Origin of the sequence: Phytoactinopolyspora alkaliphila, assembly GCF_010550695.1 — a bacterium.
Classification (GTDB): Bacteria; Actinomycetota; Actinomycetes; order Jiangellales; family Jiangellaceae; genus Phytoactinopolyspora; species Phytoactinopolyspora alkaliphila.
On record NZ_JAAGOB010000006.1, the window covers coordinates 249,309 to 271,024 of the forward strand.

The 21,716-nt window shown below is 69.9% G+C and carries 17 protein-coding genes; 11 read left to right on the top strand and 6 right to left on the bottom strand.

The genetic code is table 11. The annotated features are described in order from the left end of the window. The first annotated feature begins 28 nt into the window (after window positions 1–28). From G1H11_RS13235 to G1H11_RS13285, 11 genes are all read left to right on the top strand, one after another. Complete coding sequence (locus tag G1H11_RS13235; RefSeq protein ID WP_163819038.1) at window positions 29–937, top strand: serine hydrolase; 909 nt, start codon at window positions 29–31, stop codon at window positions 935–937. Window positions 938–1,036: 99 nt separating this feature from the next. Continuing rightward, window positions 1,037–2,650 carry an ABC transporter substrate-binding protein gene (locus tag G1H11_RS13240; RefSeq protein ID WP_163819039.1) on the top strand — a complete coding sequence of 538 codons (1,614 nt, stop codon included), beginning with the start codon at window positions 1,037–1,039 and terminating at the stop codon, window positions 2,648–2,650. Further along, window positions 2,647–3,663 (top strand): ABC transporter permease, encoded by a 1,017-nt coding sequence (locus G1H11_RS13245; RefSeq protein ID WP_163819040.1) that lies wholly within the window; start codon window positions 2,647–2,649, stop codon window positions 3,661–3,663. The genes G1H11_RS13240 and G1H11_RS13245 overlap by 4 nt, the downstream gene beginning before the upstream one ends. Window position 3,664: 1 nt before the next feature. Next, window positions 3,665–5,578, top strand: coding sequence for a dipeptide/oligopeptide/nickel ABC transporter permease/ATP-binding protein (locus G1H11_RS13250; protein ID WP_163819041.1), 1,914 nt, complete (start codon window positions 3,665–3,667; stop codon window positions 5,576–5,578). After that, complete coding sequence (locus G1H11_RS13255; protein WP_163819042.1) at window positions 5,575–6,552, top strand: ABC transporter ATP-binding protein; 978 nt, start codon at window positions 5,575–5,577, stop codon at window positions 6,550–6,552. The genes G1H11_RS13250 and G1H11_RS13255 overlap by 4 nt, the downstream gene beginning before the upstream one ends. Then, complete coding sequence (locus tag G1H11_RS13260; protein ID WP_163819043.1) at window positions 6,549–9,893, top strand: serine hydrolase; 3,345 nt, start codon at window positions 6,549–6,551, stop codon at window positions 9,891–9,893. The genes G1H11_RS13255 and G1H11_RS13260 overlap by 4 nt, the downstream gene beginning before the upstream one ends. Window positions 9,894–9,946: 53 nt before the next feature. Beyond that, window positions 9,947–11,032 carry a M20 family metallopeptidase gene (locus tag G1H11_RS13265; protein ID WP_163819149.1) on the top strand — a complete coding sequence of 362 codons (1,086 nt, stop codon included), beginning with the start codon at window positions 9,947–9,949 and terminating at the stop codon, window positions 11,030–11,032. Between the two features lie 13 nt (window positions 11,033–11,045). Then, the gene (locus G1H11_RS13270; RefSeq protein ID WP_163819044.1) at window positions 11,046–12,440 is read left to right on the top strand and encodes a serine hydrolase domain-containing protein; all 1,395 of its coding nucleotides are present in this window, start codon (window positions 11,046–11,048) and stop codon (window positions 12,438–12,440) included. Between the two features lie 30 nt (window positions 12,441–12,470). Next, a complete protein-coding gene (locus G1H11_RS13275) occupies window positions 12,471–13,400 on the top strand; it encodes a hypothetical protein (protein WP_216843735.1) in 930 nt (309 codons plus the stop codon). Further along, window positions 13,397–14,503, top strand: coding sequence for an o-succinylbenzoate synthase (gene menC, locus G1H11_RS13280; RefSeq protein WP_163819045.1), 1,107 nt, complete (start codon window positions 13,397–13,399; stop codon window positions 14,501–14,503). The genes G1H11_RS13275 and menC overlap by 4 nt, the downstream gene beginning before the upstream one ends. A 10-nt stretch (window positions 14,504–14,513) precedes the next feature. After that, complete coding sequence (locus G1H11_RS13285) at window positions 14,514–16,145, top strand: PucR family transcriptional regulator (RefSeq protein ID WP_163819046.1); 1,632 nt, start codon at window positions 14,514–14,516, stop codon at window positions 16,143–16,145. Here G1H11_RS13285 and solA read toward each other — a convergent pair. The 6 genes from solA to G1H11_RS13315 are packed head-to-tail and all read right to left on the bottom strand — an operon-like array spanning window position 16,105 to window position 21,685. Next, the gene (gene solA, locus G1H11_RS13290; RefSeq protein ID WP_163819047.1) at window positions 16,105–17,280 is read right to left on the bottom strand and encodes an N-methyl-L-tryptophan oxidase; all 1,176 of its coding nucleotides are present in this window, start codon (window positions 17,278–17,280) and stop codon (window positions 16,105–16,107) included. The genes G1H11_RS13285 and solA overlap by 41 nt on opposite strands. A gap of 24 nt (window positions 17,281–17,304) precedes the next feature. After that, window positions 17,305–18,069: a creatininase family protein gene (locus tag G1H11_RS13295; RefSeq protein ID WP_216843736.1), complete on the bottom strand. Its 765-nt coding sequence runs from the start codon at window positions 18,067–18,069 to the stop codon at window positions 17,305–17,307. Continuing rightward, window positions 18,066–18,992: a serine hydrolase gene (locus G1H11_RS13300; protein WP_163819048.1), complete on the bottom strand. Its 927-nt coding sequence runs from the start codon at window positions 18,990–18,992 to the stop codon at window positions 18,066–18,068. The genes G1H11_RS13295 and G1H11_RS13300 overlap by 4 nt, the downstream gene beginning before the upstream one ends. Then, window positions 18,992–20,020: a membrane dipeptidase gene (locus G1H11_RS13305; RefSeq protein WP_163819049.1), complete on the bottom strand. Its 1,029-nt coding sequence runs from the start codon at window positions 20,018–20,020 to the stop codon at window positions 18,992–18,994. Before G1H11_RS13305 ends, G1H11_RS13300 begins: the two co-directional genes overlap by 1 nt. Next, a complete protein-coding gene (locus tag G1H11_RS13310) occupies window positions 20,017–20,991 on the bottom strand; it encodes an ornithine cyclodeaminase family protein (protein WP_163819050.1) in 975 nt (324 codons plus the stop codon). Before G1H11_RS13310 ends, G1H11_RS13305 begins: the two co-directional genes overlap by 4 nt. Next, window positions 20,984–21,685 (bottom strand): GntR family transcriptional regulator, encoded by a 702-nt coding sequence (locus G1H11_RS13315; RefSeq protein ID WP_163819051.1) that lies wholly within the window; start codon window positions 21,683–21,685, stop codon window positions 20,984–20,986. The genes G1H11_RS13310 and G1H11_RS13315 overlap by 8 nt, the downstream gene beginning before the upstream one ends. Window positions 21,686–21,716 lie beyond the last annotated feature (31 nt).

Here is a 21,716-nt window from a genome sequence, read left to right on the forward strand (position 1 = left end):
GTGCTGCACCAGAGGAACAGGAGCGGGTATGACGATCGAAACCGAACACGATGTCGTGGCACAGCTGGACGCGGCGTTCTCCGGTGCCGGGGTGAGCGGGTATCTGCATGCTGCGGAGATCGACGGCGCTGCCGACGTCGGGTACGCGGCCGATGAGCTGGTGGTGACCGCCAGCGTCTTCAAGATCTATGTCCTGCTGGAGCTGTGCTGCCAGGCGGCGGAGGGACGGCGGTCTCTCACGGACCGGGTCCGGTTCGCGCCCGAGGCGCGCACACCAGGTCCCACGGGGCTGTCGGTGATGTACGACGAGATCGACATGTCGGTGCGAGACGCCGCGTACCTGATGATGAGCGTGAGCGACAATCACGCCACTGACGTCTTGATGGGCTTGGCGGGTGTGGACGATATCCATCGCCGTCTGCGCGCCCTCGGATTGCCCCGGACCGCCGCTCCACACACCTGCGCCGAACTGTTCCGCACCATGGCCGAGGATCTGCTGGGCACCGCCAGCTTCGCGGGTCTCCCGGACCTGTTCGACGGCATCGACGACGCGCGGCTGCTGGCGTGCCGGGCATTGACGCCGGCCATGACCAACCGCACCACCGCACGCGAGACCACCAGCCTGCTGGGCATGATCTGGCGGGACGAGAATCTGCCGGCCGGCGCCTGTGCGGAAACCCGGCGGATCATGGGTCTGCAGGTGTGGCCGCACCGGCTCACCTCCGGATTCCCGGACCACGGCATCCGGGTGAGCGGCAAGACGGGCACGCTCTCCCACGTGCGCAACGAGGTGGGCGTCGTCGAGTATCCGGACGGGGGTCGCTACGCCGTGGCGGTCTACCTGCGGGTCTCCGATCGCGCGTTCCGCAATCCGGCGGCGGACGCAGTGATCGGTCAGGCGGCCAGGATCGCCGTCGATCACCTGCGGAGTAGTTGAGAACCACCAGTCTCAGCCGCGCCTCTCGTCCAACTGGACAAAGATTCGCGAGGCATTCCGGGCCAACCTTGCGTGAACACCGTTCTCGAAGGAGTGGTCATGCGCGTTGGTCCGAAGGTCGCGGTCGCCGCGGCCCTGACAGTGCTCCTCGCCGCCTGCGGGTCCAGTGGCGATGGTGGTGGAGGAAACGGCTCCGGGAACGGCAACGGCACCGAGGCGGAACCGGCCGTCGACGCCACGTTCACCACCTCCGTCACCGCCGACCCAGGCAACCTGCATCCGCACCTCACGGCGTTGTCGGCAACCCGCGAGGTGGCGGCGTACATGTACGACCGGCTGGTGCACTTCTCCGCCGACGGCGACCAACTGCCCTGGCTGGCCGAGTCGTGGGATGTCACCCCGGACACGATCACCTACACGATTCGCGACGGCATCACCTGCTCCGACGGTTCGGAGCTGACGGCGAGCGACGTTGCCGCCAACTTCGAGTTCATCCTCGACCCGGCCAACGAGTCACCCGTTCGCGGCGTCTTGATCCCGCCCGAGATGGACCTGTCCGCCGACGACGACGCCCGCACGGTCACCATCACCGTTCCCCGGCCCGACCCTTTCCTGCTCCACAGCACCGGTGACCTGTTCATCGCCTGCCGCGCCGGACTGGACGACCCGGACGCTCTGGCGCAGGCCGGGATCGGGACGGGGATGTACGAGCTGACTGAGGCGGCCGCCGACGACCACTACACGTTCGAGCGGCGCGATGAGTACGCCTGGGGCCCCGACGGCATAGCTGCCTCCGAGGCCGGAACAGCGAAGACGATCACGCTGCGCGTCATCGCCAACGAGTCGACCGCGGTGAACCTCTTCCTCTCGGGTGAGCTGGACGCGGTCTCCGCAGTAGGGCCCGACAGGCAGCGGCTCGAGGGCGAATACCACCAGCTCGAGGCCCGGGCTGTGGTCGGCGAACTGTTCTTCAACCAGGCGGGTGGGCACGTCGGCGAAGACCCCGAGGTCCGGGCGGCGCTGGCGCAGGCGCTGGACTTCAACGAACTGATGTCGGTGGTCACCGGCGGCCACGGCGAGATGTCGACGATGCTCGCGGCGATCGCTCCGACGGCGTGTCAGTACGACGCCGTCAGCGGACACCTGCCGGAGCCGGACCCCGACGCGGCCCGCGCCGCGCTCGACGCCGCCGGCTGGACCGAAGGCTCGGGCGGCACCAGGGCGAAGGACGGTGAGGAACTGGCCGTCTCGCTGATCTACAACAGCACCCGCGGCGACGCCACCGCGGCGGCCGCCGAGCTCATGGCCCAGCGCTGGAACGAGGTCGGCGTGGCCACCAGCAGCAGGGGACTGCCGCCGACGGAGTACAACGAGGTGATCTTCGGCACCGGGGACTGGGACGCCGCGCTCCTACCGGTGAACGTCCGGCTCCCCAGCCAGCTGGTGCCGTTCCTCTCCGGCGCCGTCCCGCCGGAGGGAGTGAACCTGGCCCACCTGGAGAACGACGACTACGTGGCGGCCGTAGGCGAGGCGATGGACATTCCGGGCCAGGAGAGCTGCACGAAGTGGCAAGAGGCGGAGGAAGCCCTGTTCGCCGCACACGACGTGCTGATCTTCGCCGACGAGACCATTCCCACGTTCCTGGACGGCGTGACGGCGGAGCGAGGCGGCGACGGCCTCGTCGCGCCGACGATCCGCATGTCGGCCGAATGACGACGACGTCCGCCCCAGCAGGCACGGCCCCGCCGGTCCGGAGCGTTCCTCCGGACCGGTGGGTCCGCAACCCCTGGCTGAGCTTCCTCGGCCGCCGGCTGGTCCGGCTTCTGGTCTCGCTCGCCGTCCTGGTGACCCTGGCGTTCCTGATGATCCACCTGATCCCCGGGGATCCGGTCCGCGCCGCCCTGGGCCTCAACGCACCGGCGGACCTGGTGGAGGCCCGGCGAGAGAGTCTCGGTCTCAACGACCCGATAGCCGTGCAGTATGTGAACTACCTGCGTGGCATGTTCAGCGGGGATCTCGGTGTCTCGATGACATCCGGGGTTCCGGTGGCCGACACGATCGGGGCCCGGCTCCCGGCGACGGCGGGCCTGGCCGTGAGCGCGTTCGTGGTGGTGATGAGCGTCTCCATCCCCCTCGGCCTGTTCATGGCGGTGCTGACTCGCGGCGGCCGCCGCCGGGGCGCGGAGCTGGGGTTCACCTCCACCAGCGCGGTGGTCTCCGCCATCCCGGAGTTCATGCTCGGCGTCGGCCTCGTCTTCGTGTTCGGCGTGACATTGGGCTGGCTGCCGGTGGCGGGCCGGGGCGGGGCGTCGTCGTACATCCTGCCGGTACTCGCGTTGTCCATGGGGCCGGCGTTGCTGATGGCCCGCATCGTCCGGGTGGAGGCGCTGAGCGTCCTCGGCCAGGACTTCGTCCGCACGGCCCGGGCCAAGCGGCTGCCGCCGCGGCGGGTGTACCTGCGCCATGCTTTCCCGAACGCGCTGACCTCCACGCTGACCATCGGCGGCCTGCTGCTCAGCGGGATGATCGTGGGGACCGTCCTGGTGGAGAACGTCTTCGCGTGGCCCGGCATGGGCATGACCATCGTCCAGTCGATTCTGGCCAAGGACTACCCGCTGGTGCAGGGCATCGTCCTCGTATACGGCTCGGCCGTGCTGCTGGTGAACCTCGTCGTCGACGTGATGCTCGCGGTGGTCGACCCGCGCTCGACCATCAGGGAGGGATGACATGCGCCTGGAACACTGGCGAAGCGCCCTGAAGAGCCCGGTGGGAGCGGCATCGGCGTCGTTGCTGGCCGTTCTCGCCGTTCTGGCCGTGGTCGCGCCGATGATCTGGGGCGACGCCGCCAACGAGACCAATCCCGCGGCCCTGTCCCAGGGCAGAAGCGCGGAGCACCTGCTCGGGACGGACGCCCTGGGCCGCGACATCGCTCTGCGGGTCCTGGTGGCCACCAGATACTCCCTCGGCCTGGCGCTGCTGGCGACGTCCATCGCGGTGCTGGTCGGCTTGGTGCTCGGCGTCCTGCCGGCTGTGCTCGGCCGTCGTGGAAGCAGGTTCGTCACGGCGGCGGTCAATCTGGCTGTGGCGTTCCCCGCGCTGCTCCTCGCGCTGTTCTTCGCCGTGATCTTCGGTGTCGGGGCCCAGGGCGCGGTTCTGGCGATCGGGTTCGCGGGAGCCCCGTCGTTCGCCCGGCTGGTGCAGACGAACGTCGCGGCGGTGGCCGGGCGTGACTATGTCGCCGCCGCTCGGGTGGCCGGTGTCGGCCGGACCCGGCTGGTCCTCCGGCACCTGCTGCCGAACGCGGGGGAACCGTTGGTGGTCAACGCGACCGTGATGGCCGGAACCGCTCTGCTGGCCTTCGCCGGCCTCTCCTTCCTGGGCATCGGGGTCCAGCCGCCTGCCTACGACTGGGGGCGCCTGCTCGGGGAGGGACTGGACCGGATCTACATCAACCCCGCCGCCTCCCTCGCACCCGGCGTGGCGGTGGTGCTGGCCGGCCTGGCATTCACCCTGCTTGGCGAGGCGATCGCGCAGGTGGTGGGGATCCGGACGGCCCGCCGCCGGATGCCGGAGGTGAGGCCCGAGGCGCAGGTGGCGTCGTCGTCCGCCGCAGCAGTGCGCGACACCCCGGCAACCGACGCGGTGCTCGACGTCCGGGATCTGCGGGTGGGTTTCGCGGGCCGGGACGGATGGACGTACCCCGTGGACGGGGTGAGCCTGACCGTGTGGCCGGGCGAGACGGTGGGGATCGTCGGCGAGTCCGGCTCCGGCAAGAGCCTGACCGCGCTGGCGGTGGCCCGGCTCGCGCCCGACGACGCCGCCGTCAGCGCCACGCGTCTCGACGTGAACGGAACGTCGCTGCTCGACCGGGGCGATGCAGAGGTGCGCAAGCTGCTGGGCACGTCGGTGGCGATGGTCTTCCAGGACCCGATGACGTCGTTCAACCCCTCGATGCGGGTCGGGGCGCAGCTGGCCGAGGTCACCCGCACACATGAGGGCAGGTCTCGCCGGGATGCGCTGAGCCGGGCGGTGGACCGGCTGCGCAAGGTGCACATCCCGTCGCCGCAACGACGTGCCCGGCAGTACCCGCACGAGTACTCCGGCGGTATGCGGCAGCGCGCGATGATCGGCATGGGCCTGATGAGTGAGCCGGCGCTGATCATCGCGGATGAGCCGACCACCGCCCTGGACGTCACGGTGCAACGCCAGGTGCTCCGGCTCCTTCGTGACGTGCAGCGAGACACCGGCGCCGCGGTGCTGCTGATCTCTCACGACATCGCCGTCGTCTCGCAGATGTGCGAACGCATCATCGTCATGTACGCGGGGCGGGTGGTGGAGGAGCTGCCCGTGGACCGGCTCGCCGAGGCCGCGCATCCCTACACGCGGGCGTTGCTCGGCTCGGTACCGGACATGACGACGGACCGGGAGAAGCCGCTGGTCACCATCCCTGGGCGGCCACCTGAGCCGGCCGACCGGCCTCCGGGCTGCGCGTTCGCGCCGCGATGCGGGTTCGCCGACGAGCTCTGCGGCACGACACCGGAGCTCGAGGACGCCGGACCCCGCCAGCGAGCAGCCTGCTGGCATCCGCGCACGGAGGCCATCCCGCCGGTCGCCCAGGCAGGCGTAGGGGAGCGCTCATGACAGGGCTGGAGTTCCGCGACGTGAGCGTACGGTTCGGCTCCGGGCATGCGGCGGTCACCGCCGTTGACGAGGTCAGCCTGACCGTTCCGGCGGGGACTGTCGTCGGGCTGGTCGGTGAGTCCGGATCCGGCAAGTCCACGCTGGCCAAGGCGGCCGTCGGGCTGGTGCCGACCGCCGGCGGCGAGATCTCGCTGGGCGGCAGTGCCCTGCGCACGCAACGGGACCGCCGGCGGCTGCAGATGGTCTTCCAGGACCCGTATTCGTCGCTGGACCCGCGGATGTCCATCGGGGAGTCGATCGCCGAGGCGCTGCCGGGGCGCCGTCGCCGCGCGGCCCGCCGGGCCGAGGTGAGCAGGTTGCTGGAGCTGGTGGACCTCGATGCGGGCCGGGCCGACCAGTTGCCGTCGGGTCTCTCCGGCGGTCAGCGACAGCGGGTGGCGCTGGCCCGGGCGCTGGCCGCCGAGCCGGATGTGGTCCTGGCCGACGAGATCACCTCCGCACTCGACGTCTCCGTGCAGGGCTCGATGCTCAACTTGGTCCGCGACCTGCAGCGGCAACTGGGGCTGAGCATGTTGTTCATCTCCCACAACCTGGCGGTAGTCCGCTACGTCAGCGACGTCATCGCCGTCATGTACCTCGGCCGGATCGTCGAGGCCGGGCCGGCCGCCGACGTGCTGGCCAGGCCGCATCACCCCTACACGCGGACGCTGCTCGACGCGGCCCCACGGCTCGGATCGTCGCTCGACGACCCGGTGCCCGCCGACAACCCGCTGCTGGACGACGAGCCGCCGTCGCTGCAAGACCCGCCGTCTGGGTGCGCCTTCCACCGCAGGTGCCCCATTGGGCCGCTGGTCATGGCGGACCGGGACGTCTGCACCGAAAGCGACCCGCGGGCCGGTTCCGCCGAGCGGCCGCACCACGCGCAGTGCCACTTTGCCGGCGACCATCGATCCGTGGAGGCGACCGCGCCATGACCCAGAGGCTGACCCTCGACCACCTGCTCGAGCTGAAGGTCCCCGCGCAGCCGGCGATCTCTCCGGACGGCGAACACGTGGTGTACGTGCTGACCACTGTGGACCGTGAAGCCGACGCGAACCGCTGCGCGCTGTGGACGGTACCGGCCTCCGGTGGCGCCGCGCGGCAGCTGACCAGGGGACCGAGGGACATGTCCCCGTCGTGGTCCCCGGACGGACGGAGCATCGCCTTCCTGCGCGCCGACGACGGCCCGGCGCAGGTCTGGCTCCTGCCGGCCGACGGCGGGGAGGCACGTCAGCTGACCTCCGAACCGGGCGGCGCGGGCACACCCGTCTGGAGCCCGGACGGCAGCCGGATCGCCTTCGCCGGACCCGTCGACACGTGGGCCCTCGCGGACGAGGACGACGACGGCCGGGCGCGCCGCACCACCGCACCGATCGTGATCGACCGGGTGGGCTTCAAGGCCGACGGCGCCGGCATGCTGCGGGGGCACCGGCAGCACGTGTTCGTGACAGATGTGGAGACCGGGAAGTCAAAGCAGCTGACCCGAGGCGACTGGCACGCGAGCGATCCTGCCTGGTCGCCGGACGGCAGGTGGCTGGCCTTCAGCGCGGCCATGGCCCCGGACTCAGATCTCAGCGGTGAGAGCGCCGCGTACGTGATGCGCGCCGACCCGGATTCCGGGAGCGAACCACCGTGGCGGATGGTCGGGCAGCCGGGCCTCGCCGGTCCGGTGTCCTGGACACCGGACGGGGACGCCCTGCTGGTGGTGGGCCGACAGGACGTGAGCGTCGGGAACAACCGGCTGCTGCGGACCCCCTTCGAAGGCGGGGACGTGGTGGACCTCACGGTGAGCCAGGACCGCAACGTCATGCCGGGCGGCCCCGGCTATCCCGGTGGATTGCCGCAGATCGCATCAGACCGGCGCACCGTGGTCTACTGCGCGCGGGATCGGGGCTGCACGCACGGCTACACTCTCGGCCTCACCGGCGGCGAGCCCGAGGCGCTGGTCGGGGGTTCCAGCCGCGTCGTCTCTGGTCTGTCCGTGGCTGCCCGGGCCGCGCGGGCGGCCGTCGTCGTCGCCACCCCTGAGACGTACGGCGAGGTGATGCTCGTTGACCTCGACACCGGCGACGAGACGGTCCTGACCGGCTATGCCCCGGCCGGCCTGGACCTGATCGCGCCGGAGGAGCGGGTGTTCACGGTCTCCGACGGCACCGAGGTGCACGGCTGGCTCATCCGCGATCCAGCTGCCACCACCCCGTCACCGCTGCTGGTCGACGTCCACGGCGGCCCGCACAACGCGTGGAGCCCGGTACCCGACGCCGGGCACGCCTACCACCAGATGCTGGCCGCGCGCGGCTGGGCGGTCCTCCTGCTCAACCCCCGGGGCAGTGACGGTTACGGCGAGCGGTTCTTCACGGCCGCCGTGGGCGCCTGGGGACTGGCCGACGAGCGGGACTTCCTCGAACCGCTCGATCAGCTCGTCGCCGAAGGCCTGGCAGACGCGAAGCGGCTGGCACTGTCCGGCTACAGCTACGGCGGATACATGACCTGCTGGCTGACCGGGCGAACGGACCGGTTCGCCGCGGCGGTGGCGGGAGGCGTCGTCTCGGACCTCGCCAGCATGGCCGGCACGTCCGACATGGGGCACCTGCTGATCAAGCTGGAGACGGCTTTGCCCTACGAGGACGCCGAGAAGTGCGCGGCACAATCCCCGTACGCGAACGTCGCCAAAGTGACCACGCCCACCCTGATCCTGCACGGGCTCAACGACGACCGCTGCCCGGTGGGCCAGGCCGAGCAGTGGTTCGGTGCCCTGCGCGCCCGCGGCGTCCCCTCCGAGCTCGTCCTCTATCCCGAGGCGTCGCACCTGTTCATCCTCAACGGCCGGCCGTCACACCGGGCCGACTACTCCCGGCGGGTGCTCGACTGGGTGACCCGCCACACCGCGAAGGAGACGAAGATGCCCACGTCCGGACTGGACCAGGAGTACTGGCAGCGACGGCTGGCCGAGCTCGCCGAGAAATACAAGGTTCCCGGCGCCGCGCTGGGTATCGCGCACGGGGACCAGACCGTCGAGCTCGCCTACGGCCTCACCAATGTCGACACCGGCGTGGAAGTCACGACGGACACGGTGTTCCAGATCGGCTCGGTGTCGAAGGTGTGGACGGCGTCGGTGGTCATGGCGCTGGTCGACGCGGGGAAGCTGGATCTCGACGAGCCGGTGGTGACGTACCTGCCGGAGCTCGTCCTCGCCGATCCGGAGGCCACCGCGCGGGTGACCATGCGTCACCTGCTGACGCACACCAGCGGCATCGACGGCGACTTCTTCCTCGACACCGGGCGCGGCGACGAGTGCCTCGAGCGCTACGTCGACGCGCTCGCCGGGTTGCCGCTGAACCATCCGCTCGGTGCCACCTGGTCCTACTGCAACGCCGGGTTCGTCATCGCCGGCCGGGTGATCGAGAAGCTCACCGGGCAGAGCTGGGACAACGCGATGAGGGATCTGTTGTACACCCCCCTCGGCCTATCGCGCACCGTGACGCTGCCGGAGGACGCGCTGCTGCACCGCACCGCGGTCGGCCACGTGCACGAGGGCGACGAGGAACCGCGCCGGGCTCCGGTGTGGGTGCTGCCGCGCTCACTCGGCCCGGCCGGTCTGATCTCGTCGTCGGTGAGCGACGTGCTGGCGTTCGCCCGGATGCACCTGAACGACGGGGTCGCCGCCGACGGCACCCGGGTGCTGACCGCGGAGTCGGCCGCCGCGATGCGCGACGAGCAGGTCCGGCTGCCGGACCCGTACACGCTGGCCGACTCCTGGGGCCTCGGCTGGTTCCGCCTCGACTGGAACGGGACCCGGCTGATCGGGCACGACGGCAACACGATCGGGCAGTCGGCGTTCCTGCGGATACTTCCCGAGCAGGACGTGGCGGTGACCCTGCTGACCAACGGCGGGCACACCCGCGACCTCTACGAGACCCTGATCCGCGAGGTGTTCCGTGACCTGACCGGGGTGGAGATGGCCTCGCCACTGCAGCCCCCGGCCGAACCGGTCACCGCGGACATCACTCCGCATGTGGGCACCTATCGCCGGACCTCCATCCGGATGGAGGTCAGCGCGGCCGAGTCCGGCCCACGCCTGCGGGTCCACGTCGACCGGGCGGCGATGGGTCTTGACGAGGAGGTCAAGGACTATGACCTGGTGCCGGTCCGGGAGGGACTGTACGTGATCCGGGAACCCGGCGCGGAGACCTGGACACCGGTCACGTTCTACACCCTGGGCGACGGCTCGCCGTATGTGCACCTGGGTGTGCGTGCCACGCCGAGGGTCACGTGAGGGCGGCGGCCGGACGGGCCGGGCCGGCGGCCGACAACGGCGGCGCCGTCGGCATGATCGACGATCTCGGCCGTCTGGTCACGTGCGAGTCGCCGTCGTCGGACCTGGCCGCCCTGGCCCGCAGCGCCGACGTCGTGGCGGAACTCGGCATCCGGCTCACCGGCCGGGAGCCGGACCGGATCGAGCTGTCCGGACGCCCGCACCTGCGGTGGCGATTCGGCACGGGTGACCGGGTGCTGCTGTTGGGACACCACGACACGGTGTGGCCGGTCGGCTCGCTCAGCAAGCACCCGTGGCGGGTGGAGGACGGCCTGGCCTACGGGCCCGGCTGCTTCGACATGAAGGCCGGACTGGTGCAGCTGTTCCATGCGGTGGCTTCGCTGCCGTCGCCCGACGGCGTGACCATCCTGGTCAGCGCGGACGAGGAGCTCGGCGCACCGACGTCGCGGCAGCTGATCCAGGAGGAAGCACGGCGGGTCGCGGCCGCGCTGGTCCTGGAGGGCAGCGCGGACGGCGGCGCGCTGAAGACGGCGCGCAAAGGCATCTCGCAATACGAGCTGCGTGTGCACGGGAGGGCCGCGCATGCCGGACTCGAGCCGTGGAACGGTGTGAACGCCACGGTGGAGCTGGCCCACCAGGTGCTCGCGCTCGTAGCGCTCGACGACGGCCGGCAGGACGCCGCCACGGTCACCCCGTCGGTGATCAGCGGAGGCACCGCGGCGAACACCGTGCCGGCCGAGGCGTCCGTGCGAATCGACGTGCGCGTGCCCACCGTGGACGAGCAGAACCGGGTGCACGCGGCCATCCACGGGCTGCGCCCCCAGCTCGACGGCGCCCGGCTCGAGGTGGTGGAAGGCCCGGCGCATCCGCCGATGGAGCCCGCGGCGTCGGCGGACCTGTACCGGCTGGCCGAGGAGATCGCCGCCGGCACCGGCGCCGGTCCGCTCGGAAGCGCCCGGGTGGGCGGCGGCTCGGACGGAAACCTGACGGCGGGCGCCGGGACTCCCACGCTCGACGGGTTGGGCGCCGTGGGTGGCAACGCCCATGCGCCCGGGGAGCACGTCGTCGTCGATCAGATGCCCGTCCGTGCCGCGCTGGTGGCAGGGCTGATCGCTCGGCTCCTGGTTGAGGGCCCATGAGAAGGAGACACAGATGAGCAGCACGTTCAACGACGTCCGTGGCTGGCTGCCCCGGAGGGTGGCCGACCTGGCCGCGGAGCACAAGGTGCCGGGCGCCACGGTGGCGGTGCTGGCCGAAGGTGGGATCGCCGAGGCCGCCACCGGTGTGATCAGCACCAACACCGGCGTGGACGTCACCGCGGACACGCTATTCCAGATCGGTTCCATCACCAAGCTGTGGACCGCCACGCTGGTCATGCAGCTGGCCGACGAGGGACAGCTGGAGCTGGACGCGCCCGTGCGCACCTACCTGCCCGGGTTCCGGGTCGCCGACGAAGATGCCAGTGCGCGGATCACCGTGCGCCAGCTCACCTGTCACACGAGCGGTTTCGAGGGAGACATCTTCACCGACACCGGCCGCGGCGACGACGCCGTCGAGAAGTACCTCGGGACCATCACCGAGGTACCGCAACTGTTCCCTCCGGGGGAGCGATTCTCCTACAACAACGCCGGCTACGTGGTGCTCGGCCGGATCGTCGAGGTGCTGCGCGGCAAGCCCTACGGGACGGCGTTGCGAGAGCACCTGGCGGCACCACTGGGCCTGGAGCACCTCGCCACCGACGCCTACGAAGCGATCCTGCACCGCGCCGCCGTCGGGCACGTGAGCCCGGAGCCGGACGCGGATCCCGTGCCGGCGCCCGTCTGGTCGCTGGCGGCGTCGAACGCACCGGCCGGTTCGATGCTGAGCATGAGCGCGGCGGACCTGGTTCGCTTCGCATGGATGCACCTGGCCGGCGGCACGGCAGCGGACGGGACCGCGGTGCTGTCCGGCGCGAGTGTCCAGGCCATGCGTGAACGGCAGGTGGAGCTGCCACATCTGGGGATCATGGGTGACGCCTGGGGGATCGGCTGGGAGATCTTCGACTGGCCGGGCGGGCCGGTGATCGGGCATGACGGCGGGACCATCGGCCAGGCCGCCTTCCTGCGGGTGGTTCCGGGGGCGGATGTGGCGGTCGCTGTGCTCACCAACGGCGGTGACCCGATGCCGCTGTTCGAGAGCGTCGCCGGAGATGTGTTGCGGGAACTCGCCGGAGTCAGTGTTCCCGCGGCGTCGGAGCCGCCGGAGCGCCCCGAGCCCGTGACCGATCCGAGCCGATACGTGGGTCGCTACGCCGCTGACGTGATCCTGTACGAGGTGGAGGCGGACAGCGACGGGCGGCTGTGGCAGACCATGAAGCCACAAGGGGTACTGGCCGAGGCGGGGCAGCACGAGCAACGCTTCGAGATCGTCCGGCTCCGGGAGGACACCTTCGTCTCCCGCGAGCGGGTGCACGGCATCCACATGCCGGCCGCGTTCGTCGGCGACGACGGCGCGGGACGCGCTCGGTTCCTGCACCAGGGCCGGGCCGTGCCCAGGGTGGATCGGTGACATCGTGCACCGCGACGAGATGCCGGCGTGATGACGGGCACACGCGACCATGACGGGCAGGCCACGGCTCTGCACCGCGATGACATGACGGTGAATGTGATGGCCATGAATGCGTTCGGCGTCGCCGCTGAGGCAGCCCGGCGGTCCGGTGTGGTGGTGCGGACGCTGCACGAGCTCGCGGACCTGCAACGTGTGGTGGTGCTCTTCGACGACATCTGGCGGCCCGACACCGGCAGCCCGCTGGTGAACATCGAGCAGTTGCGGGCCATGACGCACGCCGGCAACTATCTGGCCGGCGCCTTCGACGGCGACGGCCGCCTGATCGGGGCGTGCGTGGGCTTCTTCGCGGCGCCGTCCGGGACTGGGCTGCACTCCCACATCGCGGGCGTCGCCGCGGACGCGCGCCGGCGACACGTGGGCTTCGCACTGAAGCTGCACCAGCGCGCATGGGCGCTCGAACGCGACCTGACCGAGATCACCTGGACGTTCGATCCGCTGCTCAGCCGCAACGCCTACTTCAACCTGTGCAAGCTGGGTGCGCGACCGCGCGAGTACCTGGTCGACTTCTACGGCGACATCAACGACTCCATCAACGCCGGTCAGGGCAGTGACCGGCTGCTGGTGGCATGGACGCTCGGCGCCGCGCCGGGGCGGCCGGCGGACGTGGGCGGCCCGCGCATGGACGTCGAGGAGCTGCGGGCCTCCGGCGCGGTCCCCGCCCTGACCGAGTCCGCGGCCGGGTGGCCCGAGTGTCCCCCGGTCTCTCACTGGAAGGATGCCGACGTCGTCCTGGTGCAGGTACCGGCCGAGATCGAGACGCTGCGCCAGAGCGACCACGGTGCGGCCCGGCAGTGGCGGCTCGCGGTGCGCGACGTGCTGGGCACGATGCTGCGCGACGGGGGCCGGGTCGCCGGATTCAGCCGGTCCGGGTTCTACGTGGTGGAGAGGACAGCTGAATGAAGATCACCGGTTTCGAGCTGCGGCGGGTATCGATGCCCCTGGTGGCGCCGTTCCGCACGTCGTTCGGGGTGGCGACCGAGCGCGACGTGCTGCTGGTGCGGGCGGCGTCCGCCGACGCCGAGGGCTGGGGCGAGTGCGTCGCCATGAGCGAACCGTTGTACTCCCCGGAGTATGTCGAGGGGGCGGCCGACGTCATGCGCCGATCCCTGATCCCGCGCCTGCTGGCGGTCGCCGATCTGGACCCGCGCCAGGTCGGCCGGGTCCTCGAGCCGATCAAGGGACACCGGATGGCCAAAGCCGCGCTGGAGACCGCTGTGCTGGACGCGTGGCTGCGCGAGCGGGGCGAGTCGTTCGGCGCGTTCCTGGGCGCGGTGCGCGACCGGGTGCCGGCCGGCGTGTCCGTCGGCATCATGGACACGATCCCGCAGCTTCTCGATGCCGTGGACGGCTACCTACAGCAGGGCTATCTGCGGATCAAGCTGAAGATCGAGCCGGGCTGGGATGTGGCGCCGGTGCGTGCGGTGAGGGAGCGGTTCGGGGACGACGTGCTGCTCCAGGTCGACGCGAACGCTGCCTACACGCTGGCCGACGCCCCCACGCTAGCCCGCCTTGACGACTTTGACCTGCTCCTGATCGAGCAGCCGCTGGGAGAGGACGACCTCCGGCAACACGCCGAGCTGGCGACTCTGGTGCGCACGCCGATCTGCCTGGACGAGTCTATCGAGTCGGCGAAGGATGCGGCGGACGCCATCGCGATGCGAGCCACCCGGGTGGTCAACATCAAGCCGGGACGGGTGGGCGGGTATCTGGAGGCGCGCCGCATCCACGACGTCTGCCAGGCGAACGGCATCCCCGTGTGGTGCGGAGGGATGCTGGAGACCGGGCTGGGCCGGGCGGCCAACGTGGCGCTCGCCGCGCTGCCGGGGTTCAGCCTGCCGGGCGACACCTCGGCGTCGGACCGGTATTACGCGGAGGACATCACCGAACCGTTCGTCCTGGAGAGCGGTCACGTGCGCGTACCCGACGGTGCCGGCATCGGGGTGGAGCCGCTTCCGGACGTCCTCCGGGCTCGCACCGCCGCGTCGGAGTGGTTGAGCTCGTAAGATGCTGCAGATGGTGCAGCGCCCACGAGCCACCCTCAGCCGGGTGATGGACGACCTAGGCTCCACGCTCTTCGAGCTCCTGGCCGGCCGGGTCGACCCGGCGACGGAGGTGGGCGGCGTGGTGTTCCACGACCCGCTGGATCCTCCGGTGCTCCCGGAGAAGACCCTGGTGCTCGGTGTCGGCGTGGCCGGCGCCGACGAGGTCGCCGGTCTCCTGCGTGAGATCGGCGCCGCGGGCGCCGCGGGACTCGTCGTGCGTGTTCCGGTCGACACGTCGGCCGAAGTGCGGCGCGCGGTCGCGGACACCGGCGTGGTCCTGTTCGGGTTGACGCGCGGCGCGTCGTGGGCGCAGGTCGCGGCGCTGCTGCGGTCCTTGCTCGGGGTGGACGACCTCGGCGGAGCGGACAGCGAGACCCTGGCCGGTGCCGCCGCTGGAGACCTGTTCGCGCTGGCCAGCGCGGTTTCCGAGCTGCTCGACGCCCCGGTCACGATCGAGGATCTCAGCTCACGGGTGCAGGCCTTCTCGGCCAATCAGGACCAGGCGGACGGGCCCCGCAAGGAGACCGTCCTCGGGCGGCAGGTGCCCGAGCGCTACATGCGAGAGCTCGAGCGGCGGGGCATCTTCCGCGAGCTCTACGCGTCGGACCGCCCGGTGTTCGTCACCGGGATGTCCGGCGTCGACCTGCCACGGGTGGCGGTGCGCGTGCGGGCGGGCGACGAGATCCTCGGGTCGATGTGGGCAGCCGTCACCGGCCCCCTGTCACCCGAGCGGGAGCAGGCGTTCATCGACTCGGCGAAGCTCGTCGCGCTGCACATGCTGCGTCAGCGCGCCGGGGCCGACGTCGAGCGCCGGCTGCGCGCCGAGCTCGTCGCCACCCTCCTGGAAGGCGGCCCGATGGCGGCGGAAGCGGCCGCACGGCTCGGAGTGGCCGGCGGCCCCAGCCGCGTTCTCGCGCTGGCCGTGCGCGACGGCGGCGACGCGTCCCACGTGGAGGCGGAGCTGCAGCGAGTGAACGGCGCCTTCGCGCTGCACATGTCCGCGGTGCATCCACGCTCCGCCGTCGCACTCGTGGGCGGCGTCGTGTACGGGGTCATCCCGCTGGCCGATCGTGGCACCGCGGCCGACGACCGGGCCGTCGCCGTCGCCCGGGAGTTCCTGGATCGCATCGGCGACCACCACGGCGTCGTCGTCGGCATCGGCCAGCCGGCCGCCGACGCGTCGGAGCTGCCACGCTCACGTGCGGACGCGGAGCGCGCGCTGCGCGTGCTCCGGCAGGGCCGCACCCAGTCCCAGGTGGCGCGCGCCGAGGACGTGTGGACCGCGTCGCTGCTGCTGGAACTGGGGGATCTGATGGCCGCGGAACGCCAGGAGCCCACCGGGCCGGTCGCCCGGCTGGCCGCGTACGACGCGCGGCATCGCGGCGAGATGGTGGAGACGTTGCGGGCCTGGCTGGATGCGTTCGGCGACGTCGTGAAGGCCGCGGCCGAGCTGCACGTGCACCCCAACACCTTCCGGTACCGGCTGCGGCGGCTCAGCGAAATCTCCGGCCTCGACCTCGACGACCCAGAGGCACGCTTCGCGGCGATGCTGGAGCTGCGGCTCACCCCAGCCGGAACGTCGGCTCGAAGGCCGGATCGGTGAGTGCCGGGCGGTCAGCCCGAAATGCATCAATTGGATGCTGCGTAGTCCCGATCGTGGCCAGGTCGGCCAGGATCTCGCCGATGAGTGCCGCGAACTTCGCTGCGTGTCCGGCTCCTACGCCCACCGTGAGCCGTGGATGCCCGGGTACGAAGTCAAGAATGAAGTCGCGATCCGGAGGCATGTCATAGATGCAGGTCTTGCTGGTCAGCTCCGGCCCGACAACCCCCGGCAGCCGGTGGTCGAGGAACTCGGCCACGATCGCCGCCTCCTGTGGGTCCGGAACGAACGAGCGGGTCTCCTGGGTGACGGGGTGTCCACGCATATCCCTGGCGGCTTTCACCCCCACCTCGCCGTAGACGGGGAAGCCGTAGAAGAACGAGTCGCCGTGCCAGATCCAGATAGGGAAGCGCTCCGGAGCGAAATCTCTCAGATTCGGGGTGGCAAAATAGCTCACCTGCTCTTGGCTCAGCGTGAGCCGCCAATCTAAGCCCAGATTGGAGCAGAAGCCGGGCGTCCAGGATGCGACGCACAGAGTCGCGCCGTCAGCGCGAAACGGGCCCTGACTGGTCTGGATCGTGACGTGATCTGTATGTGAGGCGATCCCGAGCACCGGCGTCTCCGGAAGAAACGTGACGCCGTGTGCTCGTGCAAGCGCGATCTGGGCGGCGGTGGCGCGGCCGATGTCGAGGATACCGCCGTCGGCCTGGTACATGCCGACGGTGTCCTCCCCGATGCGCCACTGCGGCCATCTCGCCCGGATCTCGGCCACGTCGACCATCTCGTACCGGATGCTTCTGGCGTCCAGAGCCTGCCGATAGGTGGCGAGCTCGGCTTCGCCGGGTGTGCCGGCGATGGCCAGGTCAAGCCCACCGGTCCGATGCACCAGGTCCACACCGGTCTCGTCCTCGATGTGCTCCCACGCCTTGTACGCGGCCGGTGTCAGCGCGGTGTAGACCGGCGAGTGATAGGCATGCCGAATGATGCGGGAGTGGTCTTCCGAGGCACCGAACGTGTGACCCAGGGGGTACTGCTCAAGAACGACGACATCGGAAACGCCCCGGCGTGCCAGGTGATAAGCGGTGGCCGTGCCGAGCGCGCCGGCTCCGATCACGATATGGCGATAGCTGCTTCGCACGTCAACTCCCGGTGTCCGGATTTCTCAGCGCTGGATCTCGGTCTCGAAATGTGTGACAAGCAGATCCGTCAGACTGCGCAGGTACCGCACTCCACGCTCTGCGTCGGCTGGTCTGGGGTCGCCGAGCACCCCCATTTCGGAGAGCGCAGCCGTTCCACCCTCGAAGAGCCGGTCCGCTGTCTCGTCGTCGAAATGGCCCAGGTAGCCGGGTACTGCTGCTGCGAGGTCAACCAAGTCGGGCCGCATCGCCAGCATGATCGACGTCTCTGCCTCGCCCGCGTGGGAACCGCTGACCGCGGAACTGACTCCGTCCCGGTTACCGACCTCGGTCATCGCTTTGATGAACGCCTGCAGGCCCGTGTAGGGGATGAACCGTGCGGTACCGATCCGTCCGCCGGTCTGGTGAAGCAGGTCACCAAGCGGGCCGAAGTTGCCGCCGTGGCTGGGGATCACGAGCACGTTCTCGAAGCCATGGGAGGCGAGGCTCTCGATGTATTCGGCCACCACCTTCGTGAATGTCGGTGCGGACAGCGTGATGGTGCCGGGGAAGGACATGTGGTGTGGCGAAACGCCGAGCGGCAACGTCGGGCCGGTCAGTACACCCCGCATCCGCTCGGCGACCCGCGCTGACAGAACATCGCCGAAAAGCGTGTCGGTGACCAAGGGCAGATGCGGGCCGTGCTGCTCAATCGATCCGCAGGCGAACACCACGGTGCGACGTCCCTGTTTGAGTGCGGTCTCGACCTCGGGCCAGGACATGCGCGCCAGGTCGGCGCTGGCGCCGGTCACCGCTCGTCCTGGGCGGCGTGCGCGGGCTGCCGGGTGCGCAAGTGGTCGACCGCCATCCGGGTGACCGTTCCGATCGCTGCGTCGGCGGTGCCGTCGCGAAGGTCGTAGTGGCGCTGACGGAGGTACACGGCGACGGCGTAGCGGTCTTCGGGCCCGAATTCGAGCACACCTACCTCGTTTCGGATCCCGCCGTAGAAGGTGCCGGTCTTCCCCGCGATGGCGGGCCCGTCGCGATAAGACGTCGATATCCGGTGCGGTGCAAATTGCAATGACATGATCCTGCGCACCTCCGCACACGCCTCCGCCGGTCCGGCCTGGTTCAGCCAGATGGCCTGCAGAAGCCGGGTCATGTCGCGCGGGGTGGTGGTGTTCCCGGTGCGGAAGCCAGACTCGATGCTGCGGGGGACGACAGAAGCCAGCTCCTCGGGGGACAGGAGGTGTGGGTCGCCCCCGAGGTCGTCGACCGCACGCCCGATCAGCCCTGCGCAGTCGGTTCGGATCTCGGTGTGCTTGATGCCCAGATTCCGGAGCCGGTGAGCGATGTTCTCGGTTCCGACGAGCCGCTGGAGGACGTCGGTGGCGGTGTTGTCGCTGACCTGGATCATCAGCAGCGCCAGGTCCCGGATGGATATCTCGATCTCGTCCAGCATGGTCGAGATCCCGGAGATGCCGGCGCTGTGCTGTGCGGGTGTCACGCGCAGCCGGCCGGTGAGATCGAGCCGGCCTTCTGCTGCCTGACAAGCGAGCTCGAGGAGGACCGCCACCTTGTAGGTGGAGGCCGCAAGTGACGGGGTGTCGGCGCCGATGTCGACCTCGGCGTCGTCGCCATCGAGGCTGCGCACGTGCAGCGCGAGCGAGCAGCCAGCCCGCTCGGCTACCTCTCGGATCTGTGTGCTCAGGCCGGATTGGGTCGGTGCGCTCATCACTGATCCTTTCGATGGGTGTCTTCGTCGCCCCAGACCTCGGCAAAGACGCGCAGCCAGTTCTCGCCGAGCACCTGCAGGACATCGGATGCGCTGAATCCGCGCTCAAGGAGGCGAGCGGTCAGCTGCGGGAACTCCGATGCGTCGTCGAGGCCGTCCGGGAAGTGCCACGGCGGTGGAGGATAGGTGGCTGGTGACCAGATCCCGTCCCGGACGTACTGGTCATACAGTTCGCGTGGCGCGTCACGCACGGTGTAATCCAGGCCGAGCGCCACGTGCTCGATACCGGCCAGCTCGGCGACGTAGACCACGTGATCGATGAAAGTGTCCAGGTCGGCCTTGGGATCGGTGCCGAGGAACGCTGAGAACCCGTTGATGCCCACCAGGCCCCCGCTGGCCGCGATCTCGCGGATCAGCTGATCGGAGATGTTGCGTGGCGAGGGGTGGACAGCGGCCGGATTCGAATGTGACGCGACGACCGGGGCGGCGGAGGCAGCGACCGCCTCCATGCTGGTCCGTTCGCCGGTGTGAGACACATCGACCACGATGCCGAGGCGGTTCATCTCGGCGACTACCGCTCGTCCGAAGCTGCTCAGTCCGGCGTTTCCCGGCTCCTCGCAACCGTCACCCACTGGGCTGCGCTGATTGTATGTCAGCTGCATGACCCGTACCCCCAGGCGCCAGAACACCTCGACCAGGTCCACGTCATACTCCAGCGCATGCGTGCCCTGAAACTGGGAGACCACAGCCAGCCGTCCGTCCCGTTTCGCTTGCCTGATCTGCTCCACGGATGTGACCTGAACCAATTCGTCTGGCCTCTCGCGGATGAAACGATGGGCCCGGCCGAGCAGAGAGACCGCTTCCCGGCAGCTTTCGAACGCGACGAACGTGACCACGCAGCATGTCGTGCCGCCGGTGCGCCATGTCGCCAGCTTCTCCATCCAGTGATAGCCCGGACAGGTGCCATCGACAATCACCGCTGAACGGTGCAGATCGTCGCTTTGGCCGGTGAAGGCTACGGACGTCACGCGGGTACCTCCGAATCGTCAGGGGTGGCAGTCAGGTCGCGAGCGATCAAGGAGGCGATGGCCCAATCCAGAACCGCGCAGCCGACAGACTTGAAGACGCTGTGCCCGGAGCGGCCGGAGGGACGTGCGTTATCGTCGAGCCGGCCGAGCGGGATCAGGGCGGAAGCGTCGAGCCCGGCGTCGAGCGCGCTGATGATCTCGCCGGACTCATCCATGCATCCGTGCAGGTCATCGACGACAACGGCGGAGGCGGACATGATCAGGTCGGTGGGCAGCTCGGCCATCCCGGCGCGATATGAGCCGACGGCATTCACGTGCGTGCCGGTCCGCACCGACTCGGTGCTGAACAACGGCTCGGTGGATGCTGTCGCGCAGCAGACCACGTCCGCCGTTCTGACAGCTTCATCTGCGTCGCTGTGAATCGTGATGTCAAGATCCGGCCTGGTGACCGCCAGGCTCTCTGCGAACGTCCGGGCGCGTTCTATGGTCCGGTTCCATATGGCCACGTGCTGGATCGGCCGGACCGTGCAGACCGCTGCCACCTGGGCCGCGGCCTGGCGGCCAGCACCGAGCACCGCCAGCCGGCTGGCGGCCGGCTCCGCAAGGATGTCGGTGGCCGCACCGGTGACAGCGCCGGTGCGCAATGCCGTCACGGACGCCCCGTCGGCGGTGAAGGTCCCACGGCGCCGGTCTCCGCTGATCCAGAGCAAAGTGCCTTCAATGGAAGCGGCCGTGGGCTGGCCCTCGCCGATCCGGACGCTCACGGTCTTGACCATCGAGTCCTTGGACTGGCGGTGGGTGGCGACCATGACCAGCAGACGACCATTGTCGAGAACGAGCCTCGGCGGTTGCTCGAAGCTTCCGCGCTGAGCCGCGCCGAGAACTCGCCGCACGGATCGAACCGCATCTCTCATCGGCACCCGGTGCGTGACCTCGCCCGGTCCGAAGTGCGGGGGACGGTGCTCAGACATGGTGCGTGGGCTCGGGTCGGCCGGCCCACAGGCCTCGTGCATGCCGGAGGTGCCGCGTCATCAGGTCCTCAGTGCCGGCGACGTCGCCGGCCTCGATCAGGTCGAGGAGCTCCTCATGTTCGCGAGCTGAGTCGATGAGCTTCGCGGCACCGCGCAGCTGGGAAAGCCCGACCAGCCGGGTCTGGTCGCGCAGCATGGCGACCATGTCCACGTATCGCTGGTTGCCGAGTAGCGCGGTAAGCCCGAGGTGGAAGTCACGGTCGCGGGCGACGAACGCGACCATGTCGCCGTCGGCGGCGTGCTTGATGATGGCCTTAGCCATCGGCCGAAGCTGCGACAGATCCGGGCGTGGCCGGATCGTCGCGAGCTTTCCCATGGCCGGGACCTCGAGGACGAGCCTGAGCTCCACCAGATCGTCGAGATCCTTGTCGGTCAACACCCGCACTCTGAATCCGCGGTTGCGAACCATCTCGACCAGGCCGTCCTTGGCGAGGTCCAGAACGGCTTCCCTGATGGGGGTGGCGGACACCTGCAGCTGCTCAGCGATGGTGCTGACGGAATAGAGCACACCGGGCTCCAGTTTGCCGGCGACGATCTGTGCCTTGATCTGCTGCGTCGCCTCGTCGCGCAGCTTCGTGCGTGGAAGGACATCGAACTGTGGACCGCGTGTCCCGCCGGTAGTGAGAGATGCCATGTGTCCATACCCACTCGGTGATCTGGTTTTC